Genomic DNA, 22221 nt, shown 5'->3' with positions numbered 1-22221 from the left:
TTACGGAAAAAGAAAACCCATGCTTTAAGCAAGCATGGGCAGCTGCTAAATCGCAGTCGCCTTTCCGTCTATCGCCAGCATCGCCTCACCCAGCGCTTCAGACAGCGTTGGATGCGGGTGAATCAATTGCCCGACTTCCCAAGGTGTTGCATTGAGAAATCCAGCAAGCGCAGCTTCCGAAATAAGATCGGTCGCATGCGGGCCTATCATATGGACGCCCAATATGTCGCCTGTTGTACGGTCGGCTATCACTTTCACGAAGCCGTCGGCATCTCCAAGCACGAGTGCTTTGGCAATCGCTTGAAACGGGATTTTACTCGTCTTAATGTCATGGCCTTTCGTTCTCGCCCCATCCTCCGTCAATCCGTAGGAGGCAATTTCCGGACGCGAGTATACACAGCGGGTTATGAGATGAGGCTCTATCGCCGCATGACCCTGTCCGCCCATATGCTCCACAGCAGCAATTCCTTCATGCGCTGCTGCATGCGCAAGCTGGACTCCGCCGATGCAATCGCCGATCGCATAAATATGCGGCTCATTCGTCTGGCCAAATTCATTAATTTGAATAAAGCCGTCCTTCGTGCGAATATCGGTATTTTCAAGCCCGATTCCTTCCACATTTGCTTGACGGCCTACGGCCAGCAGCAGCTTGCTTGCACTTAGCAGCACATCGCCATCCGCAGTCGTAGCCGGTATCGAAACTTCCCCGTCTCCCACACTTAGCTCAGTCGTGCTGAGCTGCACGCTTGTAAGTACACGAACGCCGCGGCGCTTGAGCAATCGCGTAAGCTCAGCCGACACCTCGGCATCCTCGCCAGGAAGCAGCCTTGCTCCCGCTTCAACGAGCGTCACCTGCACGCCAAAGTCCTGCATCATCGATGCCCATTCCACGCCAATTACACCGCCGCCAACGATCAGAATCGAAGCCGGAAGCTCTTCTAATGCAAGCGCGTCATCGCTTGTGAGAATATACTCGCTATCTGGCGTTAGGCCAGGCAAAGAACGCGGTCTGGAGCCTGTTGCAATAATCAGGTTTTTGGAAACGACCTGCTCCATTTCTCCATCTGCCAGCTCAACAGCAAGCGATCCGCTGCGAGGCGAGAAAATGGAAGGGCCAATGACGCGGCCTCTGCCTTTAATGACTTGAATGCTATGTTTTTTCATTAAATATTGCAGCCCTTTATAAAGCTGTTCCACCGTCTGCTCCTTGCGGCTTTGCACTTTATCGAATTGCAGCGAGATCGCTCCGTCAGCTATTGCAATGCCATAGGCATCAGACTCCAGCAAGGTGGCGTATACTTCTGCGCTTCTAAGCAGCGATTTGCTAGGAATACAACCTTTATGCAGACAAGTTCCGCCAAGGTTGTCCGCTTCGACGATCGCTACGCTTTTCCCCATTTGGGCCGCGCGGATTGCCGCCGTATAACCTCCCGGGCCGCCGCCCAGCACAGCTACATCTACTTCTATCGCCATCTATTTTAACCTCCACCTGTATTTCTATATATATGCTAGCAAATGATGTCCTTGATTAGTCACCATCTCCGCTATATTTAAGAGCGTCGTTTGTTTGCATCATTATTATTGTAACCTTTTTAGCAGCGGTTTTCATCGTAAACTTTTCGGAAATAGACACTTTTCCCTGAAAAGGGTATCATAATAGCACAAGCCTATCTCACTATTATTAAGGAGTCATTCGATTATGAAGCTAGTTACAGCAAGGCTGATTGCTATTTTGCTGCTCGTCATTCCAGGCATACTTGCCTGCATTGGATTTTTGAAAATGAAAAATGCTGTCTACAACTATTTTGTATCCTTCGGCTACGATGATATTCAGCCAAACTTTGAATGGCTGCCCTTCCTGCTGGGCCTGCTGATGTTCGCCATTGGTGTCGGCTTTATCGGCGGCTGGACTTTTTTTCGCGACCGCAAGCGCAACTATGTTGCTTCCCGTTTCCGTCCAAAGCGCCCCAAGCCGCCAAAGCCAACCGCTTAGCCGCTTAAACGCTGCAATCATTGCTCCCTTGCATCAAAACAAGCTCCTGCTGGAATGCCACGTTTCATCTAGTGGTCCGTGGGGGCTTTTGTTTTTTTCAGAGTATAGCGATCATCCATCCCACAATGTGTAAACCTTTACAAATCAGCTGACTATATAAATTGAACTAATGAAAGCAATAGGGCTGGGAAGAAGCGTAGAGAAAGGTTGGAACTGTAGAGAGCGATAGCGTCCGCCTTTGTTTTCGGATTTCACCCTTAACGAGGAATAGAATTTAGAAATCAGAAAACAACAGCGGCCGGAAGTCCAATTTTTCTCGTAGTGACGACCATCGCCCCCATGCGAATCAATAGTTCAACTTATATAGATTGTAAAAATCTATAATAAATTTTCATTTTTCCGTCATATATATTATTTTCGTTTCCATTATTTCCGATATAACCATTAGGCAATCATCATAATCAATAAAAGGGGGTGCTTTCCATTTCTGCAATATCGTCTGCCTCATCAGCATCACGGTCAAAATCCGCTTCAACTGCTTCATCGCGAGAAACCACATCCGCTTCGCCTCGCGAAAAAGAAATTCAGGCACTCATGAAGCAAAAAGCAAGATTAAACGAAGAAATGCAATCCGTCAAAACGAATGAAAAGCTCGACACGAAGCTGAAAATGGAACGCGTTAAAGCGTTAACCGCTTCTATTTCCCAAATTGACGCACAAATTTCACAGATTCGCGCGGAAGAAATTCAGGAAAAAACTAAAATGGGCGCCTCTAAGGACGACCAGCCTAAAAAAAGCACTTCGGACAATCCTGAGAAAAATATGGACCAGGCTGTTAAAAACAGCATGACCTATGATCATCTCGGCAAGCTCGCCGGCGTTCGCGAAAAACTGCAAGGCTCCAACGTCACAATGGAAAGCGGCATTCGTTTTGATCGCATGGTCATAGAATCGAATCCGCACAACGACGCTGGAAAATTCGCTATGCTGGAAAACGCCGAGCAAACCGTATTCAAGCTGAAACGGGAAATGATGGCCAAAACTACTCGCCAAATCCATGTCGTGGATCAAAAAATGAAAGAACTGGTTGACGATTTGGGAACAACGGATGACAGCTCTTCAGAGAATGAGACGGAAACTGTTGGTGGCAAAATGCTCGTAGGTTCAGTCGCAAATCAAGACAAGGTAAGGGAACGCAACAATAGGCAAACAGAGGAAGAACCCCAAGCTTCTGCACAGAAAGCAAACGTACCGTCATCTGCAGCTGCGCAATCCATCGATATTCGGGTATAACGATTGAACAGCTTATACGTCCATGAGGTTAATGGATAATCCCGCTCCTTTACTGGTTCTCTGTAACCAATAGAGGAGCGGTTTTTTTATCGTAGCACTTCCTTAAAAAGAAGGATGATGTCCACTATGTTCTAGACTTCGATTTGTTGCGCTTTGCGATTCCATATTGGATAGCGCGGTACATTCACGGAATACAAAGTGCTTACATCCCAAACATTTATTCGAATCCAGATGGATCAAGGCACAGCCGATCGCTTCACCAGTATGATCAAAGAAGTGATGAGCCCCGATCCGCTCATATAAACCTGTTTTTTTGAGCACTTGCAACGGCTGCGGCTGGACCCCTGTCATCAGTACGATTCCTCCGAGCTTCTGGAACGCCTTGACTATAGTAGTCAGATTGGCTGCTCCTGTCGTATCCATAAAGGGCACTTTCCCGAGACGCAGCAGCAAAATGGTACACCTCTGTTGAACCGTATCCCTCATATCCTGTTCAAACTTATTCGCCGCCCCAAAAAACAAAGGTCCGTCAATCGTATATATACTGATTTGGGGACAATCATGACCTTCGTATACCATATTTGCTCTGACTTTTTCATGTTTATGGTTAGGATCTGGCAGCACCTTCTCGACCGTTAAGGATTGGCTCATACGTTTCACAAATAAAAGCAGAGCCATCAGTAATCCCACTTCAACTGCCGTTGTCAAATTCGTAAATACGGTGAGAATAAAAGTAATGGCAAGTAAAAGGGAATCACTCGTTTTCGTTTTTAAAATATGCATAAAAGCGCTTCGTTCACTCATGTTCCACGCAACTACCATTAAGATTGGAGCCATGCTAGCAAGCGGGATATCGGACGCATAAGGCGCAAACAGTATAAGCACCAGCAAAACGACGAAGCCATGAACGATGCCCGAAATCGGTGAGACCGCTCCGCTTTTAATATTAGCAGCTGTTCGTGCAATGGCTCCCGTTGCCGGTATTCCACCAAAAAACGGCGTTATCATATTGGCAATTCCCTGCCCAATAAGCTCGCGATTGCTGTTGTGCCGATTGCCAGTCATGCCATCGGCTACTACAGCGGACAGCAGCGATTCAATCCCGCCCAACATAGCAATAATAAAAGCAGGCTTAAGCAAATTCACTATTCGCTCCCAGGTCATGTCAGGTATACGAAAAGCAGGCAGCGTGCTCGGAATCGTTCCATAAGCAGAACCTATAGTTGCCACCTCCCCGTTGAAAAATAAAGCAGCGACGAAGCTCGAAACAACGAGCCCCAGCAATGACCCAGGCAACTTAGGCATAAATCTCGGAGCCAGCAAAATAATCATCAAACAAATTCCGGCCGTCAGCAGACTGTAGCTATTTATAGTCGAAGCATGTAACCCGATTTCTTTCATATTGGACAAAAAATCCTCATGCTTTTCGATCCCCTTCAAACCCAAAAAGCTAGCCATTTGTCCACTGAAGATGATTACGGCAATGCCCGCGGTAAACCCAATTGTAACAGGCCGAGGTATGAAGGCAATCAACGAGCCTAGCTTAAAAAGGCCCATAGCCACAAGCATAATGCCAGCCAGAAAACCGGCAAGCAATAAATTTTCGTACCCATATTGCAGTACAATAGCGAACAGAATAGGAATAAAAGCACCCGTTGGGCCACCAATCTGAAATTTTGAACCTCCGAAAGTCGAGATAAGGATGCCCGCTATAACGGTCGTATATAGTCCATATTCAGGCCTGACGCCTGAAGCAATAGCAAACGCCATTCCAAGTGGAATGGCGATAATACCGACAATGACACCCGAGACCATATCCTTGCGAAGCGCAGATAAATGATATCCATCAAATCTCCCTCTCCCCTTCATTTTTCATAACCTTCTTTTCTTCATATATTTGATTATTTGAATATAAAGAAAAGATACTCCTGTGCTCCCTTTATGTCAAACACACGAATCAGCCAAGGATGCGTATAAGTCGTTATAAAAAGCAAAAAAACAAGGTTTTCCTATTTGATGCTCACGGATTCCCTTGTTTTTTCAATTATGGTTCTTTACGAATATTTTCCAATAAGGAAATAGCGTCGACGAGATGATTGTCAAAAATCTGTTTCGTTACCGACAATAAATCCTTAATTAATGGATCACGCAAGGAGTAAATGACCGAGGTGCCTTCTTTCACACTGTGGACAACGTTTTTGTTGCGTAATACAGCAAGTTGCTGCGATACGGCGGAACCTTCCGATCCTAAAATGCTTTGCAGCTCATTTACGTTCTTTTCCCCTTCGCTTAACACTTCAAGGATGCGAATTCTCATTGGATGAGCCAAAGCTTTATAAAAATCGGCTTTAAACTGTTGAATGTGCTGATTCATAAACTGCTCCTTAATAGTAAACTTTTGAATATATGAATATCATAGCATACATCCAGAAATGATTGATAATGAACTGTAGGCTTGTTGATTATTTTCATGGCGCGTATAATACTTAATATATTCATACTTTTGAATATTTGATTTTAAAATGATTCACAGGAGAGGAAAGGATTCGAATGCCCGGCTTTACGATTCAACAACCATCTAGAGAAAATTCGCTAATCCTTGATGAAGGACCACAAAAAATAAGCAAGCAAGTGGTCATTGACCTTGGAATGGCCTCCCTGCAAGCGATAGGTTCTGACCATATTTGCAAAGTTTGCATTTCAAATAGCGGTTCCTGCTGCAGCGGCTGCCGACATCTTTCAGATCGGGTTGGATGCCAGCGCCGCAATACAAGCTGTACCGCATGGTTATGTGGGTTTATTAAATATGTCCTTTATGAAACGGGATATTTGCAGCAGTGGAACGATTTTTGGGAGCAAGTGCCTGGACAGGACTTCCGCGTAGATTACACGCCAGACTCCTTTTCCATTCATCATTCTTTAAAGCTTCCAAACATGCGCAGCTTAAGCGAAGCGCTTGCTGCCGATTTGCAGGAATTGGCTCAAACCCATATCGCGATCGGTTTTATTTTAACACTTAGAGAGAAGCTGGATAAAAATATAGATCAATTCATGTTTTATCATGATGAACCTGCGAAACAAGCTCGCATTAGAAAAAGAATCGAATTTTTATCTCTCCCGTTTGAACGCTTCCATCTAGCCTTACATGATTTTATGGAGAAGCGCAGCGCTCTGACTGATGAAAAAGACGGATTATCGAGCTAAGTGAGAAAATCTAACTTTGATTAGGGACGGGCAAGCAGAAGCCTAGATTCTCTAGTTAATCAAATTCGATTTCTCTGAGATGGGAGCAGCTCATGCTGGGTTCTGCTGAATACTATGTTTGTTGTGCGGCAACTTACGTTTTATTCGAACTCACATGGGCTTTTTTTCTGCTGTTGCACCTCGTAACATTAACTATCCAATTTATGAATCAACCCCAATCATAATCAATGATTTTAACAAATTGACCCGTCTCGGTATTTCGTTCATATGCAGAAAACGGTTCGTCATCTACAAATGCTAAAAAAGAATCGTCAATATTAAGCGCCGCTCCAAGTGATACAATTTGGTAATTTTCCAGATTCCCATTGTATCCTTCAGGTTCATGGCCGCTAAAAAAGATCCAGCCTAAATGATTTTCTTCATTCGGCTCATCTTTCAGCATGAGATTGAAGCTTCTCTTTTCTAGAGCATCTCGGGTCATTACGATTTTTGTATCCATATAATAATTCCATTTGCTCGCTTCTGGATCTTCCAGCTTCGTATCGCATATATGCTCATAAGTAAATTGAATTTCTTGTCCATAGCTTAGTTCAGTTATGTAAGATGGTATATTTCTGAGTAAGCCCTTGAAGTTGTCCTCATTACGCTCCACAATTTCAACCCACATTCTTTCGCCAATAAATTGCTCGTGCTCCTCATCGGACAAAAAAATCAATTTTACAAGATCCCCAGCCTGTAACAGCTTTAACATTGGAGGGCTAGGCAAATAAAAAGTGTAAGGCGCTTCTTTGTTTCGATCATATACGCTATCAAGCGTCCAAGTCATGAATATTCCACCTTATTCATTCGTAGTATTTAGCAGCCGTATGCCCATAATGCCATTATAACAATAGTTTAATTGTGCGACTACAAGCGAGAAATTTTTTGAAAAATAAAATACCGTTTGTTATTGGACTATCACAATCCAATAACAAACGGTATAGGCAATTCGCTATTGGTCGGTTTCGACTTGCTGATGTTAATCGTATAGCCGAAGATAAATGAAATCGAATCAATGTTGCCGAAGCCCTGTGCATCAAGAGTATTGAGGGAGTGAAGTCATTATTTGGGACTTACTTCTTTAATGATAGACAACCTACCAAAACCAAATATTTATCGGGTTCCAGTAGGATTAATTACGGGCAAAATCGCCTAAGAACAAGTTAAGCGATTTTCGTAGTAATGTCAAATCCCTTCATTGTATTCGGAACGGGTTGGATTCGTGACGTTATTTCATATACGCTTGAATAAGCTGAGAACCAACTTTTTTTATTGAAAATCTGTCCTTCACTGTTTTCGCACCAAATTCACCTAATAATCGAGCCCTACGGGGTCTACTTAATATGCTATTGACATCTTCCGATAGCTTTTTAACAGTGATAGATACAATAGCTCCATGATCTCCAAAGTGAACTCGAATTATTTCGTTTATATTCTTAGGCTCTACTACACCGCAGTATCCCGCAACTCCTGTCGCGATAACTGGTCTTGCACACGCCATGGCTTCAAGTGCAACACGCCCTGTCCCCACAATGACATCTGCTGCATAATAAGCATGTTGTATGTCTGGTAAGGGAGGACGAATATATATTGCTCGTCTACCAAGACGGCGGTTAGCTTTAGCAGCAAGTTCTTCGAGTTTTGATCTCGTCACGGAAGAACCAGGGCCAAATAAAACAGCTACAAAATTAAGGTTATTTTTTGCAACAATCTCTGATGCCAAGATCACTTTTTTTGCTATGGGCAATTTATCAGATGAGAATCTTCCAGCATAAACAAGAATCTGGGCAGATAGTGGTAAAGTAAGTGCTTTTCTCCACTTTTTTTTATTAGATATCGAATTGAATGTTAGAGTATCGATCCCATTAGGTATCATTAGGATTTTATTGGAAGAAATTTTCATGTGTCTAACCAACCAGTTTGATAAATTTGGCGAAACAGCAATGAGATGTTTTGCCACTTTTGACGTAGCTAACAAAGCAGATTGTTTATGATAAGTACCATGCACAGTAGCAATCAATGGTATTTTATATTGTCGATGCAAAATTGCTGCATATCGAAATGACATAGAATCATGGGCGTGTAAAAGCCCGTACCTTCCTTTTGAAATGATCAAGGATAATAAGGATATTCGTTCTACTAACGATTTTTTTTGGGGGGATAGAAGGTGAACAGTAATCCCTGCTTTTTTAAACGAATTTAAAAGTGGCCCTCCCATAGTAACAACGCCAATTCGAAACCCTTTTGATATTAAATATCGGGAAACAGAATGAATGTATTTTTCGGTTCCTCCAGTATTTAACTGCGAAACGAACATTAAAATATTCACATTTTCACCAACCTCACTTAAGACTCTAACAGTGGAGATCAATAACTTACTGACCGTTTGGTCTATTCAGTAACATCGGTTATGTGCTTTTTTAGCAGTACATCAATTGGTTTGGATTTACCGCCCTGGCAAACGTTAGTTACAATCTTTTTCGGATGGCCTAATCGACCGATCACACCTGTCGTTTCCCATTTGCCTTTTGGGTTTTTCTGCACCATAATCCTAAGGTCAAAAAGTCGGTTGTTGTGCCGCAGTAAATGGATTCCATATTGAATGACATATTTTTCGCTTTTCGTTTTCTTATGGATGGAACTAGTCATACTATTAATGGAGTTGAACGTCCTTGTGACAGTATTTAGTTGGTATTTATAAGAACCTTGCCCTAGCATTTCCACACCTATGATGCCCTTGCCACCAGTTCCCCTATTTGGCTTGACATAGACCATTTTGTACTTGTTTTGTAACGATTTGCTTACATTCTTTTTTAATTATAAGTCCAACCATATTCAGCCGACCCCTTTTACATAATGAGTATCCGTATCAAAGTATGTGCCTTTACTAAAGGCTGCTTGTGCTAATGTCCGTAGCATAGGGGCTGATTGGTGTGTACATTAGTCACTATATCTGAGTAGGTGACTTCTGCAAATGCAAATATCGACTCATCAACTAGCAAAAGGCACTAAGTTCGAAACGCACATTACATTATCAAGGTTAACTCCGTGGGAAATACAGTCATGATAACGGCGGGGGTACAAGAAGACGAAACGGCAAACATCCTAGCGGCAAAAAAACTGTTGGATTTACTACAGAAGGACATCCTCCACATCGAAAACGGAATGTTGATTATCGTTCCAATCGTTAATCAGATCGCCTATAAACGGCGTATCAGGGATATTCTCGATTTGAAACGGACAATCCTGCGTAAACCCAATCAAGCAGCGAGTCACCCACTTTCGGCCGCATTATTTCGGTTAACGACTGAGTAGTATATTGATCTACATGAAGCTAGAGGCATTTTTCGGTCCGTGTCCAGCTTCACCAGCACGAGCAAACAGCATGCGATGAGTGCGATCCCAATCTGTTACGGCGTAGTCGATGTAGCCACCCTTCTTGATTTCTTCTGCCGTCAAAATTTTCTTGACCTTCCGCTGAACCTTTGGGTTCTCTACGCTTTCGACTGGATTCTTCGGTATCTCGCGTTCGACCTTGTAAAGATAATTGAAAAACACTTTGATGTTGCGAACGTAATTTGCAATGGTTGTCATTGACACTTCTTTTTTTGTAGTCGGTGCGATTCTCTGGGTGGTTTTTGTCTTTTGACTCAGCATTGTTTACGAGTGCGCACTTGCTCCTCTCACGAACATACTTGATGTATTGTCGAACATGACCCGACTGAACTTTTTTAACATCTTCATCTGGAATTCTTCAAGCAAGTACTTTCCGAACAGCTTCAACGTCTGCTCATAACTTGCCAAGGTTTTACGCGAAAGGTTTTTGGATAAACAGTAAAGCATGAAATTATCCAGTTGAAAGTCAAAATCGATCATAAGAAATACCACTTATTTATTGGTTTCGAAGAACCAATAAATAAGTGGTATCAGCTGGTTTGCTATTCAAAAGTTTATCGGTTCAAATTACCCATTTTCGGATATTTATAGCCATCCCTGTTTTTGACATTGACACTCTCAAACCCTTGATACAACAGCAATTAACTCACCTTATGCTCAATCCGCAGCTTATCAGCAACCATCGCTATAAATTCAGAGTTCGTTGGTTTCGACTTGCTAATATTAATCGTATAGCCAAACAGGTGGCTGATGCTGTCGATGTTGCCGCGCGTCCAAGCGACTTCAATAGCGTGGCGAATCGCTCGTTCGACGCGGGAAGGTGTCGTTTTGAATTTTTCGGCGATTGCTGGATATAGCGTTTTTGTAATCGCACCCAAAATTTCGATATTGTTATACACCATTGTGATAGCTTCGCGCAAATACTGGTAGCCTTTAATATGAGCAGGCACGCCAATTTCATGAATGATGCTTGTAATATTGGCATCCAGATTTTTGCCTTTAGCAAGCGGAACAACATTCGATTTCACTGTTGACGAACTCGAATTGTAAGAAGATGATGCCGAGTACGAAGAATTCCCGAACAGCTGGCGAATCCGGTTAGCCAAAATATCCATATCAAATGGCTTAAGAATATAATAAGAAGCACCCAATTGAACTGCTTTTTGTGTAATATTTTCTTGACCAAAGGCGGTCAACATAATGATTTTAGGCATTGGCGAGATATTCATTTCCCGCAAGCGCTCCAAAACGCCAAGTCCGTCCAAATGAGGCATAATAATATCAAGAATGAGTACATCCGGTATTTTACGGGATTCTTCCAAGTGCCTCAGCACTTCTTCACCGTTATACGCTACACCACTCACATTCATATCACTTTGATCGGATATGTATTCCGATAACAAATTAGTAAATTCTCTGTTGTCATCTGCCAATAATACATCAATTTTTTGCAAGATATTATCCTCCCTCAAATGATAATCCAATTTTCACTCTTGAACCTTCCCCTAGTTGTCTTGAGTAACATTTTCGACACGCTGATATAAATTCCTTCTGTCGAAAATTATTTTTCTTTATTTTTTTTCGCAATACCGTTATACTGATTATTTATTTACAATTAGCGCTTCGTTTCGCTGAGTTTCGACAAAAGAAGGTGTCCAACAAAAGTAAAACAACCGCCTGCAGCGTATTCGCTCCCTGCCGCTGGCGGTTGTTTTTATGCTGCTGTTTGACTGCCTTGCTGCAATGTAGATTTTAATAACACCCCTGCATCTTGAAGCATCCATTCAATGAAACATCCATAACCTGATGTAGGGTCATTTACGAACACATGGGTCACCGCTCCAACCAGCTTTCCATTTTGAATGATGGGGCTGCCCGACATACCTTGTACAATGCCACCTGTTTTATCAAGCAGACGCTTGTCCGTTATTTTAATAACCATTCCTTTAGTTGCCGGACTGTTCTGCTTCATAACATGAGCAATTTCAATATCAAATTTCTCAACCTTTTGACCATTTACTACGGTATAAATTTGAGCGGTGCCTTCAGCTACTTCCTCAGCAAAAGCAACCGGCATCGCATTGCTGTTATAGCTGTGGGTAGGATTTTCATTCATTTTGCCAAAAATGCCAAATGGGGTGTTTCGTTCCACATTGCCCAGCACTTTGCTTTCCTTCACAAAATGGGCCCTTTTTTCGCCTGGCTCGCCATTTTGGCTTTTGTTAATCGACGTTACGCTGGATTGAAGAATTTGGCCATCACCAACTTCAATAGCTGTTTGCGTGTCCATATCTGTAATGACATGTCCAAGCGCGCCGTAAACGCCCTGATCAGGGGCATAAAACGTCAGTGTGCCTACACCGGCAGCAGAGTCGCGTATATAAAGCCCTAGCCGCCACGTTCGATCCTCAGCATCATAAGAAGGATTCAAAACGGTTTTGCCTAAATGCCCGCCTCGCTTATATACAATATCAAGCGCTTTCTTGTTGTTGCCTGCATGATCAACGAGTTCTGCAACTTTCCTAACTTCAGAAACCTTTTGACCATTGATCTTGACGATTAAATCGCCCAGACGCAATCCTGCGAGCTCACCTGGAGATTGTTTACTGCCATTCTGACTAGTCACTTGATGATGACCGACGACTAAAATTCCGGCTGACTTCACCTTGACCCCAATGGTTTGACCACCAGGAATGACCTTTAAATCAGGTACAACATTGACTTTCACCGTCTTGAAAGGAATTTTACCGAATAATTTCACTTTCATCCTCGTCTCGCCGCTTTGCTGCGAATGTAAGGATAGCGGTTCGTTCAAATTGACTGATAAAGACCGGGTCGATGAGCCATTCACTTGAAGCATACGCGGGTCCACCGTAACTTGAGCATGAACAGGAACTCCATATTGTAATCGTTTCGATTGGCCAGTGAACAAACGCAGTTCATTCGGGATTGAGGCTAAGTGCTGAAACGGTGTGGAGAAGCCTACCATGCAAATCAAAATCACGAGAACCAGACCGAACCATCTCTTCCTCTTGCTGGAGTTCAATGATTTCACGCTCCCTGTAATTCCATCGCATGACGATAAAGGATTAATCGCCATTGGCGTACCTTTAAGTTACCCCGCCCCCACCGTTTTATGACCACAAAAAACTTCCCTTAATGCCCTCCATTAGGCTCCTTTCTGCCGCAATGCCAAATCAAGCATTTCTTGTGCATGATGTCTCGTTTTCTCGGTCACTTCAACCCCGCCCAACATGCGGGCTAGCTCCTCTATTCGGGTATTGCTCATAATTTCTTTAATGGAGGTAGCTGTACGTTGATTAACGACTTGCTTGCGAATTTCATAATGGTGATCAGCCATACAAGCTACTTGCGGTAAATGCGTGATCGAGAAAATTTGGCAACGACGCGATAGTTGGGAAAGCTTCTCCGCAATCGATTGAGCTGCACGTCCGCTAACACCTGTATCCACCTCGTCAAATACGAGTACTGGAATTTGGTCATGCTCAGCAAATATCGCTTTCAGAGCCAGCATAACGCGCGACATCTCGCCGCCTGATGCGATTTTATTCAATGGCTTAAGCGGCTCTCCAGGGTTCGGAGCCAGCATAAATACCGCTTCGTCACAGCCATTGCTATTAAGCACAACAGCGGTTTCCTTTTGATCGTGCTGCTTGATTCTGTCCATTTGTACAGAAAAAATCGTGTTAGGCATTTGCAGTTGACGCAGCTCGCGCTCAATGGACTCAGCCAATCGTGTAGATGCATGATTGCGCAGCTTGGACAACTCCTCAGCAAGTTCAAGTGCTGACTTATACAACGTTGCTTCGCTATTACGCAGTTTTTCTAAATAGTCATCGCGGTTTTCGATCTTGTCGCGTTCCACGACGATGCTTTTATAATAAACGAGAATATCCTCAATGCTCTCGCCATATTTGCGTTTCAAACCATGAATGAGATCGAGACGATCTTCGATAGTCGCAAGCTGCTCTGGATCTGATTCAATGGTATCTCTGTAATCTCTAAGTTGAAAAGCGGCATCCTCAGCTTGATAATATGCCGATTGGAGCTGTTCCAGCAGTGGCCCGACAATAGTGGGATCATATGTCTGAATATCCGAAAGCTTAATAATCGCTTTGTTTAAAGCATCCAAGCCAGCATCGCCATACAATAAAGAATATGCTTCGGTTACATTGTCCATCCGTTTGCTGGCGAATTGCAGCTTGCGTTTCTCTTCAGCCAAGCTTTCATCTTCTCCAACCTTGAGCTGGGCGTTTGAAATTTCTTCGATTTGAAAACGGTACAAGTCCAGCATTTGCACATTATGGCGTGCTGAATCTTCAAGCTCACGCAGCGCCGCTCTTGCCTGCTGCAGCTCTTTATATACCGCTTTATAAGTCTGCTTGCGCTCAATGAGCAGGTCACCTGCGAACATGTCAAGCCATTCCAAATGCCTCTCTGTGCGCAGTAAAGATTGATGCTCATGCTGACCATGAATATTAACTAAGCATTCTCCAATTTCACGAAGCATCGTCATAGTAACCAGCTGTCCATTCACTCGGCTGCTGCTTTTGCCTTGGGAAGTGAGCTCACGACGAATGACGAGCATCTCGTCATGTGATGCCTCTACCCCTAGTCTCTCCAGCACATGCCATACGGGATGCATCCGCGGCAAATCAAACATCGCATCCATTTCCGCCTTCTGACAGCCATACCTGACCATATCTGCGGAGCCTCGTCCTCCAACAATTAAGCTAAGCGCGTCAATAATGATGGATTTACCCGCTCCCGTCTCCCCCGTCAAAACATGAAAGCCATGGTGGAACGAAACCGTCACCTGCTCAACTACAGCTAAATTTCGAATGGACAGCTCTCGCAACATAAACTGATGCCTCCTAAAATTGGTATGTTAGTTTAGTTCAACAGCTCCAGCAACCTTTCTACAACCTCATTGCTTTGAGCTTTCGTGCGGCAAATGATCAAAATCGTATCATCTCCGCAAATGGTTCCCATTACTTCCTGCCACTCCATATTGTCCAGCAGCGCGCAGATCGTATTGGCTGTGCCCGGCAAACACTTCATTACGACAAGATTGTCTGTGAAATCGATGTTCACGAAGTGATCGAGCAGTGCCCGCTTGAGCTTGTGAATCGGATTGATCCGTTGTTTCTCCTGCGGCAATGAATATCTGTATCGGCCATCCTCTGCTGGAACTTTAATGAGCATTAGCTCCTTAATATCACGTGATACTGTAGCTTGTGTTACCTGCAATCCGGTATTGCGAAGCGCTTCAACTAGCTCCTCCTGCGTCTCCACAACCTGATTCGTAATTATTTCCTTGATTTTAAATTGACGTATCCCTTTCATAAATAAAGCGCCTCCCAAACATGCTATTCTACAACTGAAAAACAACTTTTCTAATGGAGCGTTCCTTCACATTAATAAACAGGATGCCCTGGCATTTCGGCAGCAACAACGCGTATACAAGCAGCCTGTCTCTTATTCCGCTTCCCGTCCAATCCATCGGCATACGATCCCTTGCAGTCTTCACGATGTATAACTCTCCGCCAAGTTCTGCAATATAATCAATATACAAACGGCTGTCCAGTTCTTGGCCATCCAGGTCAATCTGAATGGGAATTCGGTGTTTGCCTGAGACGACATGATAGCCACTCTGTTCAAGAAACAAAATGTTCTCATCATTCGGATCAAGCGGGACACCTTTACCAAGCTTCAAGCGGTTGAAGGAGGCTGGCTCATGAAGCCAGCGATGAAACAATCGAAACAACCACAGGATTAACAAGGCTGAGGCAACTAGCATAATTAACCAGTCACCGTATTTGTCCATATGCAACCCTCCATCCAAAACATCCATATATGTAATGGTTCGAGATGGAGGGTGTATATTCCTGTCAATGTTTATAAAGCGAACGCATGTTTGGTTGAGTCCAGTGTATCAAAAAAGACCCAACTCTGTAAAGCAAAAAATAGGGGAACACCCGATCGCCTTAGCGATGCAGGCATTCCCCTCGCAGCTTGCTACTGTTTTTCAGCGGAAAAGGTGCCGCTCGCCTGCTTGACGAGCTCCATAATTGCCGCATCATCGGGAACCTGCTGATTAGGCTGGTTTTCCCAAATCCAGTAAGCCAAAAATTCAATATTGCCTTCTCCGCCTGTAATAGGAGAAAAGGAAAGATCACGCAGCGTATAACCCATCTCAGCGGCCGCCAGCGTTACATGCCTCAGCACCTCTGCATGCACCTTCGAATCCCTTATAACACCTGATTTCCCTACTTTATCGCGCCCTGCCTCAAATTGCGGTTTGATCAATGCCATCACGCCTGAGCCCGGATCAATCAATCCCGAAAGTGCAGGCAAAATGAGCTTCAATGAGATAAACGAAACATCAATGGTAGCAAAAGTAGGCTTGGGCCCAAGCAGCTCCTCAGGCTTCATATAACGGAAGTTAACACGCTCCATGACGTTCACGCGTGGGTCTTGGCGAAGCGACCAATCCAGCTGATTATAGCCGACGTCAATGGCATAGACGTATTCCGCTCCATTTTGCAAAGCGCAATCTGTAAAGCCGCCTGTTGAAGCACCAATGTCCAGCATCGTACGTCCAACGAGATCCAGCTCAAAGGCGCGAATTGCCTTCTCCAGCTTTAAGCCCCCACGACTGACATAGGCATGAATAGCCCCTTTTACTTTAATATCCGCCGTGCGGGCAACTTTCATTCCGCTCTTGTCGATCGGTTCGTTATCCACCAGAACAAGGCCTGCCATTAGCGCTTTCTTCGCCTTCTCCCTGCTTTCATAAAAACCGCGCTCGACGAGCAGCACATCTATTCGTTCTTTAGGTGTCGTCATTCTTTTACCTAGCCTTCTAATGCTGTCCGGTTACGCGCATTTTACTGCGAGGATGCATGTTTTTAAGCTCAGCTGCTATCCGTTCGCCCGTCAGGCCAACTTCAGCGCGCTGTTCTTTAATGGAACCATGTTCAATAAACTGGTCCGGAATACCAACGATACGAATCGGCAAACCATAAATGCCGCGCAGCGAATAAAATTCAAGAATCGCACTGCCCAAGCCGCCAAGCTCCGCGCCTTCTTCCAGCACGATGATGTTTTTACCTTCATTCGCAAGTGACAGAAGCATTTTCTCATCCATCGGCTTAATAAAACGTGCGTTTACAATGCGGACATTCATGCCGTCGCGCTTCAGCAGATCCGCTGCTTCTTCCGCCACTTGAAGCATGGGGCCAATAGCAATAATAACGGCTGAATCGCCTTCGCGAACCGTCTCCCATGAGCCTATAGGCAGCGGCAGAAGCTCAGCATCAATCGTTACGCCAAGTCCATTGATCCGCGGATAACGGACTGCAATCGGACCATCATTATAATCAACCGCCGTCTTCATCATCCGGCGAAGCTCATTTTCATCCTTAGGCATCATTAAGACCAGATTCGGCACATGGCGCAGGAAGGGAATATCATACACGCCATGATGGGTTTCTCCATCGGGACCTACAAAGCCTGCACGGTCGATAGCAAAAATAACATTCAGGTTCTGGCGGCAAATATCATGCACAACCTGATCATAAGCCCTTTGCAGGAAGGTAGAATAAACGGCAAATACCGGCTTCATTCCTTCGATCGCAAGTGCTGCAGACATCGTCGCCGCGTGCTGCTCGGCAATACCTACGTCGATCATGCGGCCTGGAAAACGCGCTGCGAATTCCATTAATCCCGATCCACCCGGCATAGCAGGTGTAACCGCTACGATACGCTTATCCTTCTCTGCGAGCTCAATCAGCACATCGCCAAATACTTGCGTATACATAGGCGAGCCAACGGCCTTGACGACCTGACCTGATTCGATTTTGTAGGGGGAGATGCCATGCCATTTATGGGAATCTGCTTCAGCAGGAGAGTAGCCTTTCCCCTTCACCGTCACGACATGCACAAGAACAGGGCCTGGAACTGAATCAGCCTGACGGAAAATATCAAGCAGCTGCTCCATATCATGCCCGTCAACCGGTCCTAAATAAGTAAGACCGAATTGTTCAAAAAGAATGCCCGTTACGAGCAAATATTTCAGGCTGTCTTTAAACTTTTCTGCCGTCTTGGCCAGCTTCCCGCCGACAGCAGGAATTTTGTTCAAGAAATGCTGCAGCTCTTCCTTCGCTTTCTGGTAATGGCGGTCTGAGCGAATTTTGCCCAAATATTGATGCATCGCGCCGACATTTGGCGCAATAGACATCTCATTGTCGTTCAGCACGACAATCATTTTCTTCTTTTCATGGCCGATATGATTAAGCGCCTCGAAGGCCATGCCGCCAGTCAAGGCTCCGTCGCCAATGACGGCTACGACACGATTGTCTTCGCCTTTAAAATCTCGCGCCATCGCCATGCCGATTGCTGCAGAAAGCGATGTGCTGCTATGTCCAGCTTCCCACACATCGTGCTCGCTCTCGTCGCGTTTCACAAACCCGCACATGCCTTTATATTGACGCAACGAATCGAAGCGATCCATGCGCCCTGTTAAAATTTTATGCACATAAGATTGATGGCCTACATCAAATACAAATTTGTCATTCGGGCTGTCAAATAAATAATGCAGAACGAGCGTTAGCTCCACAACTCCCAGATTGGAAGCAAGGTGACCACCCGTAACGGAAAGCTTCTCAATGAGAAACTGGCGCACTTCGCTTGCAAGCTGCTCCAGCTCTTTCTTGGATAACCCTTTTAAATCCTGAGGCCCGTTTATATGTTCAAGCAGCACAGTACTTCCTCGCTTTCGCGAACAGCAGCCTTCACTGTTCAATAGACGTCAAAATATTTAAACTATTATAACATAGGCATTGTTTTTTTCCCAATCCCCAAGGCATTAGAGCGAATTAATGATCCCTCTGCACCAGATAATCGGCGATTTGCAGCAGTCTGTCCGGTGCTGCAAGTCCTGCATCAAGCACAGCCGACTTCGCGTCCTGCGTCAAACGCTCTACTTGAGCCTTGCTCTCCTCAAGCCCCATCAGATAGGGATAGGTTACTTTTTGTTGCTCGACATCGCTGTTCGTCTTCTTGCCAAGCTTGCTCTCATCGCCAATCAAATCTAGAATGTCATCTTGAATTTGAAAAGCCAGCCCAATATTGCGGCCATATTGCTCGAGCAGCTTGATTTGCGCTTCTGTAGCACCGCCAATACGTGCGCCAGCTGTAACAGAGAACACAACCAAATCTCCGGTTTTGTGCAAATGAATATATTCAAGCTCTGCAAGCGACGTGATGCCCTGCTCACCCAGCATATCTGCTACTTGCCCGCCAACCATGCCTCTGGCTCCGGCAAGCATTGCCAAATCTTCCACGATATCGAGTGCAACCTGTGCACTGACACCACCAGCTTTAGCCGCTTTAGGAATTAAATGAAACGCATGGGTCAGCAGCGCGTCACCAGCCAAAATCGCCATCGCCTCTCCGTACACCTTATGATTCGTGAGCTTGCCGCGGCGGTAATCGTCATCATCCATCGCTGGCAAATCATCATGGATTAAGGAGTACGTATGTATGCATTCAATTGCGCATGCAACAGGCAAAGCTTTGCTCACCGTATCTTCATTACCGCTAATAGCCTCAGCTACTGCAAGCACAAGAGCGGGCCGCAAGCGTTTTCCACCTGCTTCAAGGGAATACATCATGGATTCACGGAGCTTATCCGGAACCTGCCACTGCGCAGGCAGCACTTCGGTCAGTGCTTGTTCTACGATGGCGGCGCATTGCGCCAAATAGGATTTTACCAAAACCGTGTCGCTCAAGCGTTATTCTCCTTTGTCTTCGCTCGGTGGAGCAAACGTTTTTTTCTGAAAGCCCTGCTCTGTCTCAATAAGTGTCTCGATCTTCTGCTCCACCTGCTCCAGCTTGCCACTGCACAGCTTCGACAGACGCATGCCCTCTTGAAATAGATCAATCGCTGTTTCCAGCGGAACATCGCCGTTTTCAAGCTTTTCTACAATCGTGTCAAGCTGCTCCATTGCCTGTTCAAAACTAAGCTCGGCTGCTTCCTTTTTTGCCACTGCTGCTCTCTCCTTCCAACGACGATACTTCGCAGGTCATCTGCCCATCTGCTAGTTTAACCTTTACGGTATCCCCTGCCTTCACATCTGCTACTGACTTGACCAAGCGCTGCTCCGATTCTTCATAAACTAACCCGTATCCTCTCGCCATTACCTTCAGCGGACTAAGCGCATCAAGCTGGCGTATGGAGCTATGAAGCTTAAGCTGCTTCTCCTGCAGCGTTTGCTGGATAATCTGTTCCAGCCGTTTCGAAGTTCCTTTGAGCCTGCTTGCCGCAAACTGCACGCGCTGCCCTGGATGATGCCCGGCAAGCGTCGCTTGCAAACGCTCCAGCCTGCTTCGCCCGCGGTGTGCTGCCTTTTGCGTCCGCTGGCGCAAGCGTTCCTCCAGCAGATCAAGACGCTGCGCCTGCTCCAGCAAATATTTGCGAGGATAAAGAAAAAATGGCGAACGGCGCACACGCGCAAGCTGCTCCTTGCGGCTGCGAATGACCTGGCGCAGCGATTGCTCCAATTGCTGGCGCTGCCTGCTTAAATGCTTCTCCAGCTCGGCTGCATGCGGTACAGCCAGCTCGGCCGCTGCCGTAGGCGTCGCCGCCCGCAAGTCTGCAACGAAGTCAGCAATCGTGTAATCGGTCTCATGGCCGACGGCGCTAATGATTGGAATAGCGGATGCCGCTATGCTGCGCGCTACCTGCTCTTCATTAAACGCCCAGAGCTCTTCAAGCGAGCCGCCGCCGCGCCCTACAATTAATACGTCGATTTCTCCAAAACGGTTCATTGCTTCTATTGCATGTGAAATGGAAGGTGCTGCTTGCGCTCCTTGCACTAAAACCGGATAAACATAAATACGCGCAGCAGGATAGCGGCGCTGCAGCGTAATCATCATATCGCGGACTGCTGCCCCTGTCGGCGAAGTAATCAGACCGATCGCCCCAGGAAAGCGTGGAATCGGGCGTTTGCGCTCAGCGGCAAACAGCCCTTCTTCCTCCAGCTTGCTCTTCAGCTGCTCGAAAGCGAGGTACAAGCTCCCAATACCATCTGGCTGCATGGCAGAAACATAAAATTGATAGTTGCCATCCCGCTCATAGACAGAAATGTTTCCGCGCGCCATCACTTTAGCGCCTTCACGAGGAATAAAAGGCAGCCGCTGGTTATGCGATGCAAACATGACGCATTTCAACCGACTGTCTTTATCCTTGAGTGTAAAATACATATGGCCGCTGGAATGATGCGTAAAATTAGATATTTCTCCGCGCAGCCATACATCGCCAAGCACAGCGTCCGAGTCCATTTTCATCCGGATATATCGGTTAATGTCCTTTATCGAATAAACCCGCGGCTGTTCTTTCATCGCCTTACTCTCCGATTCCGTTTGCGCGTTTGGCTGCCTTAATCGTGTTCTGGATCAGCATCGTAATCGTCATCGGACCAACGCCGCCCGGTACTGGCGTAATATAACCAGCTGTTTCCAGGCAATCCTCGTAATCCACATCGCCCGCCAGCTTGCCATCAGGCAAACGGTTAATGCCAACATCAATAACGACTGCTCCTGGCTTCACAAACTTGCTGTCAATCGCTTTCGCTTTGCCAATGGCTACGACAAGAATGTCCGCCTGCTTTGCGATCTCTTCCATGTTGGCTGTTTTGGAATGGCAGATCGTCACCGTGGCATGCTCTCTAAGCAGCAGCATTGCGACAGGCTTTCCGACAATATTGCTTCTTCCAATGACAACGGCATGCTTGCCTGCAATATTAACGCCGCTGCGTTTAATCAGTTCAATAACGCCCGCTGGCGTACATGGCAGCAAGCTGTCATCGCCTATTACGAGATTACCCACACTTTCCGGATGGAAGCCGTCTACGTCCTTTTCCACGCGAATCGCGTCGATAACGGCTTTCTCGTTAATATGTTTAGGCAGCGGCAGCTGCACCAAAATACCATTAATGGTATCCTGAACATTAAGCTTGGCGATCAGCGCCAAAACTTCCTCTTCCGATGCCGATTCAGCCAGTCGGTGAACCTCGGAATATAACCCCAGCTGCTGGCAGGCTTTTTCCTTGGAACCGACGTATACTTTAGAAGCAGGATCATCTCCAACCAATACAACTGCAAGACCCGGAACAACACCCTTTTCTTTAAGCGAAGCCGTATCTGCCCCAATTTCCTCACGAATAAGATCCGAAATCTGTTTGCCTAAAATGATATGTGCGCTCATAATG

22 protein-coding genes and 1 pseudogene are annotated in these 22221 nt (G+C 45.5%); 3 read left to right on the top strand and 20 right to left on the bottom strand.

All coding sequences use genetic code 11. The annotated features are described in order from the left end of the window. Positions 1-45: 45 nt before the first annotated feature. Positions 46-1473: a dihydrolipoyl dehydrogenase gene (lpdA, locus tag AC50X8_RS15180; protein ID WP_056028941.1), complete on the bottom strand. Its 1428-nt coding sequence runs from the start codon at positions 1471-1473 to the stop codon at positions 46-48. 226 nt (positions 1474-1699) lie between these two features. Between lpdA and AC50X8_RS15175 the strand changes: the two genes are divergently transcribed. Further along, a complete protein-coding gene (locus AC50X8_RS15175; RefSeq protein ID WP_056028943.1) occupies positions 1700-1993 on the top strand; it encodes a DUF2627 domain-containing protein in 294 nt (97 codons plus the stop codon). A gap of 391 nt (positions 1994-2384) precedes the next feature. On the opposite strand, the gene AC50X8_RS15170 is transcribed toward AC50X8_RS15175, so the two are convergent. Continuing rightward, the gene (locus tag AC50X8_RS15170) at positions 2385-2585 is read right to left on the bottom strand and encodes a hypothetical protein (protein WP_494880254.1); all 201 of its coding nucleotides are present in this window, start codon (positions 2583-2585) and stop codon (positions 2385-2387) included. Positions 2586-2587: 2 nt separating this feature from the next. Between AC50X8_RS15170 and AC50X8_RS15165 the strand changes: the two genes are divergently transcribed. Continuing rightward, positions 2588-3286: a hypothetical protein gene (locus tag AC50X8_RS15165; protein WP_056028947.1), complete on the top strand. Its 699-nt coding sequence runs from the start codon at positions 2588-2590 to the stop codon at positions 3284-3286. 102 nt (positions 3287-3388) lie between these two features. Here AC50X8_RS15165 and AC50X8_RS15160 read toward each other — a convergent pair whose 3' ends face one another. Further along, positions 3389-5155 carry a SulP family inorganic anion transporter gene (locus AC50X8_RS15160; RefSeq protein ID WP_494880253.1) on the bottom strand — a complete coding sequence of 589 codons (1767 nt, stop codon included), beginning with the start codon at positions 5153-5155 and terminating at the stop codon, positions 3389-3391. A gap of 175 nt (positions 5156-5330) precedes the next feature. Further along, on the bottom strand, positions 5331-5660 hold the full coding sequence (locus tag AC50X8_RS15155) for an ArsR/SmtB family transcription factor (protein ID WP_056028951.1): 330 nt from the start codon (positions 5658-5660) through the stop codon (positions 5331-5333). 176 nt (positions 5661-5836) lie between these two features. Here AC50X8_RS15155 and AC50X8_RS15150 point away from each other — a divergent pair, with 176 nt between their 5' ends. After that, the gene (locus AC50X8_RS15150) at positions 5837-6490 is read left to right on the top strand and encodes a hypothetical protein (protein ID WP_056028953.1); all 654 of its coding nucleotides are present in this window, start codon (positions 5837-5839) and stop codon (positions 6488-6490) included. 208 nt (positions 6491-6698) lie between these two features. Here the strand turns inward: AC50X8_RS15150 and AC50X8_RS15145 are convergent, their stop codons facing one another. The 16 genes and pseudogenes from AC50X8_RS15145 to folD all read right to left on the bottom strand — a co-directional run bounded on the left by AC50X8_RS15145 (position 6699) and on the right by folD (position 22217). After that, the gene (locus AC50X8_RS15145) at positions 6699-7316 is read right to left on the bottom strand and encodes an immunity protein Imm33 domain-containing protein (RefSeq protein ID WP_056028955.1); all 618 of its coding nucleotides are present in this window, start codon (positions 7314-7316) and stop codon (positions 6699-6701) included. A 441-nt stretch (positions 7317-7757) separates the two neighbouring features. Beyond that, a complete protein-coding gene (locus AC50X8_RS15140) occupies positions 7758-8858 on the bottom strand; it encodes a glycosyltransferase (RefSeq protein ID WP_056028956.1) in 1101 nt (366 codons plus the stop codon). A 62-nt stretch (positions 8859-8920) separates the two neighbouring features. Beyond that, a pseudogene (locus tag AC50X8_RS15135) lies at positions 8921-9316 on the bottom strand (YheC/YheD family protein); the annotation flags it as partial. A gap of 345 nt (positions 9317-9661) precedes the next feature. Next, complete coding sequence (locus tag AC50X8_RS15130; RefSeq protein WP_494880252.1) at positions 9662-9793, bottom strand: hypothetical protein; 132 nt, start codon at positions 9791-9793, stop codon at positions 9662-9664. A gap of 60 nt (positions 9794-9853) precedes the next feature. Further along, entirely contained in the window at positions 9854-10186 is a 333-nt protein-coding gene (locus AC50X8_RS15125) for a hypothetical protein (RefSeq protein ID WP_494880251.1), read from the bottom strand. 380 nt (positions 10187-10566) lie between these two features. Beyond that, complete coding sequence (gene spo0A, locus AC50X8_RS15120) at positions 10567-11379, bottom strand: sporulation transcription factor Spo0A (RefSeq protein WP_056028967.1); 813 nt, start codon at positions 11377-11379, stop codon at positions 10567-10569. Between the two features lie 260 nt (positions 11380-11639). After that, positions 11640-12971: a SpoIVB peptidase gene (spoIVB, locus tag AC50X8_RS15115; protein WP_200931578.1), complete on the bottom strand. Its 1332-nt coding sequence runs from the start codon at positions 12969-12971 to the stop codon at positions 11640-11642. A gap of 123 nt (positions 12972-13094) precedes the next feature. Next, positions 13095-14807, bottom strand: a complete 1713-nt coding sequence (gene recN, locus AC50X8_RS15110) for a DNA repair protein RecN (RefSeq protein WP_494880250.1) — start codon at positions 14805-14807, stop codon at positions 13095-13097. Between the two features lie 32 nt (positions 14808-14839). Then, positions 14840-15292 (bottom strand): transcriptional regulator AhrC/ArgR, encoded by a 453-nt coding sequence (gene ahrC / locus AC50X8_RS15105; RefSeq protein WP_046231955.1) that lies wholly within the window; start codon positions 15290-15292, stop codon positions 14840-14842. A gap of 28 nt (positions 15293-15320) precedes the next feature. Next, positions 15321-15773 carry a hypothetical protein gene (locus AC50X8_RS15100; RefSeq protein WP_494880249.1) on the bottom strand — a complete coding sequence of 151 codons (453 nt, stop codon included), beginning with the start codon at positions 15771-15773 and terminating at the stop codon, positions 15321-15323. Between the two features lie 191 nt (positions 15774-15964). Further along, complete coding sequence (locus tag AC50X8_RS15095; protein WP_056028976.1) at positions 15965-16795, bottom strand: TlyA family RNA methyltransferase; 831 nt, start codon at positions 16793-16795, stop codon at positions 15965-15967. Between the two features lie 16 nt (positions 16796-16811). Beyond that, positions 16812-18710 (bottom strand): 1-deoxy-D-xylulose-5-phosphate synthase, encoded by a 1899-nt coding sequence (gene dxs / locus AC50X8_RS15090; RefSeq protein ID WP_056028978.1) that lies wholly within the window; start codon positions 18708-18710, stop codon positions 16812-16814. 115 nt (positions 18711-18825) lie between these two features. Further along, complete coding sequence (locus AC50X8_RS15085; RefSeq protein WP_056028980.1) at positions 18826-19740, bottom strand: polyprenyl synthetase family protein; 915 nt, start codon at positions 19738-19740, stop codon at positions 18826-18828. A 3-nt stretch (positions 19741-19743) separates the two neighbouring features. Then, positions 19744-19998, bottom strand: a complete 255-nt coding sequence (xseB, locus tag AC50X8_RS15080) for an exodeoxyribonuclease VII small subunit (protein WP_150131581.1) — start codon at positions 19996-19998, stop codon at positions 19744-19746. Then, positions 19970-21352 (bottom strand): exodeoxyribonuclease VII large subunit, encoded by a 1383-nt coding sequence (gene xseA, locus AC50X8_RS15075; protein ID WP_494858566.1) that lies wholly within the window; start codon positions 21350-21352, stop codon positions 19970-19972. The genes xseB and xseA overlap by 29 nt, the downstream gene beginning before the upstream one ends. 4 nt (positions 21353-21356) lie before the next feature. After that, positions 21357-22217 (bottom strand): bifunctional methylenetetrahydrofolate dehydrogenase/methenyltetrahydrofolate cyclohydrolase FolD, encoded by an 861-nt coding sequence (gene folD, locus AC50X8_RS15070; RefSeq protein WP_056028984.1) that lies wholly within the window; start codon positions 22215-22217, stop codon positions 21357-21359. Positions 22218-22221 lie beyond the last annotated feature (4 nt).

The organism is Paenibacillus sp. JT22N15, from assembly GCF_059383755.1.
The sequence above is the reverse complement of the archived record's forward strand: the minus strand, read 5'-3'. Positions and strand labels throughout refer to the sequence as shown.

What these genes read in the sequence shown, in the direction of transcription:
- xseA (WP_494858566.1), bottom strand. Translation starts at nt 21,352, where the DNA reads ATGAAAGAACAGCCGCGGGTTTATTCGATAAAGGACATTAACCGATAT.
- AC50X8_RS15175 (WP_056028943.1), top strand. Translation starts at nt 1,700, where the DNA reads ATGAAGCTAGTTACAGCAAGGCTGATTGCTATTTTGCTGCTCGTCATT.
- AC50X8_RS15160 (WP_494880253.1), bottom strand. Translation starts at nt 5,155, where the DNA reads ATGAAGGGGAGAGGGAGATTTGATGGATATCATTTATCTGCGCTTCGC.
- AC50X8_RS15100 (WP_494880249.1), bottom strand. Translation starts at nt 15,773, where the DNA reads ATGGACAAATACGGTGACTGGTTAATTATGCTAGTTGCCTCAGCCTTG.
- AC50X8_RS15125 (WP_494880251.1), bottom strand. Translation starts at nt 10,186, where the DNA reads ATGCTGAGTCAAAAGACAAAAACCACCCAGAGAATCGCACCGACTACA.
- folD (WP_056028984.1), bottom strand. Translation starts at nt 22,217, where the DNA reads ATGAGCGCACATATCATTTTAGGCAAACAGATTTCGGATCTTATTCGT.
- recN (WP_494880250.1), bottom strand. Translation starts at nt 14,807, where the DNA reads ATGTTGCGAGAGCTGTCCATTCGAAATTTAGCTGTAGTTGAGCAGGTG.
- AC50X8_RS15165 (WP_056028947.1), top strand. Translation starts at nt 2,588, where the DNA reads ATGAAGCAAAAAGCAAGATTAAACGAAGAAATGCAATCCGTCAAAACG.
- lpdA (WP_056028941.1), bottom strand. Translation starts at nt 1,473, where the DNA reads ATGGCGATAGAAGTAGATGTAGCTGTGCTGGGCGGCGGCCCGGGAGGT.
- AC50X8_RS15155 (WP_056028951.1), bottom strand. Translation starts at nt 5,660, where the DNA reads ATGAATCAGCACATTCAACAGTTTAAAGCCGATTTTTATAAAGCTTTG.
- ahrC (WP_046231955.1), bottom strand. Translation starts at nt 15,292, where the DNA reads ATGAAAGGGATACGTCAATTTAAAATCAAGGAAATAATTACGAATCAG.
- AC50X8_RS15095 (WP_056028976.1), bottom strand. Translation starts at nt 16,795, where the DNA reads ATGACGACACCTAAAGAACGAATAGATGTGCTGCTCGTCGAGCGCGGT.
- AC50X8_RS15145 (WP_056028955.1), bottom strand. Translation starts at nt 7,316, where the DNA reads ATGACTTGGACGCTTGATAGCGTATATGATCGAAACAAAGAAGCGCCT.
- AC50X8_RS15150 (WP_056028953.1), top strand. Translation starts at nt 5,837, where the DNA reads ATGCCCGGCTTTACGATTCAACAACCATCTAGAGAAAATTCGCTAATC.